This is a genomic window from Citrobacter sp. S46_ASV_140 (genome assembly GCF_018919545.1).
Classification (GTDB): Bacteria; Pseudomonadota; Gammaproteobacteria; order Enterobacterales; family Enterobacteriaceae; genus Citrobacter; species Citrobacter braakii.
Window position 1 is genome coordinate 1 of record NZ_JAHLRC010000302.1, and the last position, 292, is coordinate 292.

At 52.4% G+C, this 292-nt stretch carries 1 tRNA gene; it reads right to left on the reverse strand.

Features of this window, described 5'->3' with window-relative positions:
• Window positions 1-2: 2 nt before the first annotated feature.
• Window positions 3-75, reverse strand: a tRNA-Gly gene (locus KQJ19_RS23890).
• Between the last annotated feature and the right edge of the window lie 217 nt (window positions 76-292).

Below are 292 nucleotides of genomic sequence, written 5' to 3' on the forward strand. Positions count from 1 at the left end.
GGAGCGGGAAACGAGACTCGAACTCGCGACCCCGACCTTGGCAAGGTCGTGCTCTACCAACTGAGCTATTCCCGCTTAATCTTCGTCTTTCGAACCGCTACTGCGTTGGCTGCCTTCATTCGCCTAAGTCACTTACTTCGGTAAGCTTCTAAGGACTCATTCAGTTGCCGCCTTGTCGCAATTCGAAATTCTGCGATTGGTGGTCTGTGCTTTACAAGCACTTTCAAATTTTGGAGCGGGAAACGAGACTCGAACTCGCGACCCCGACCTTGGCAAGGTCGTGCTCTACCAA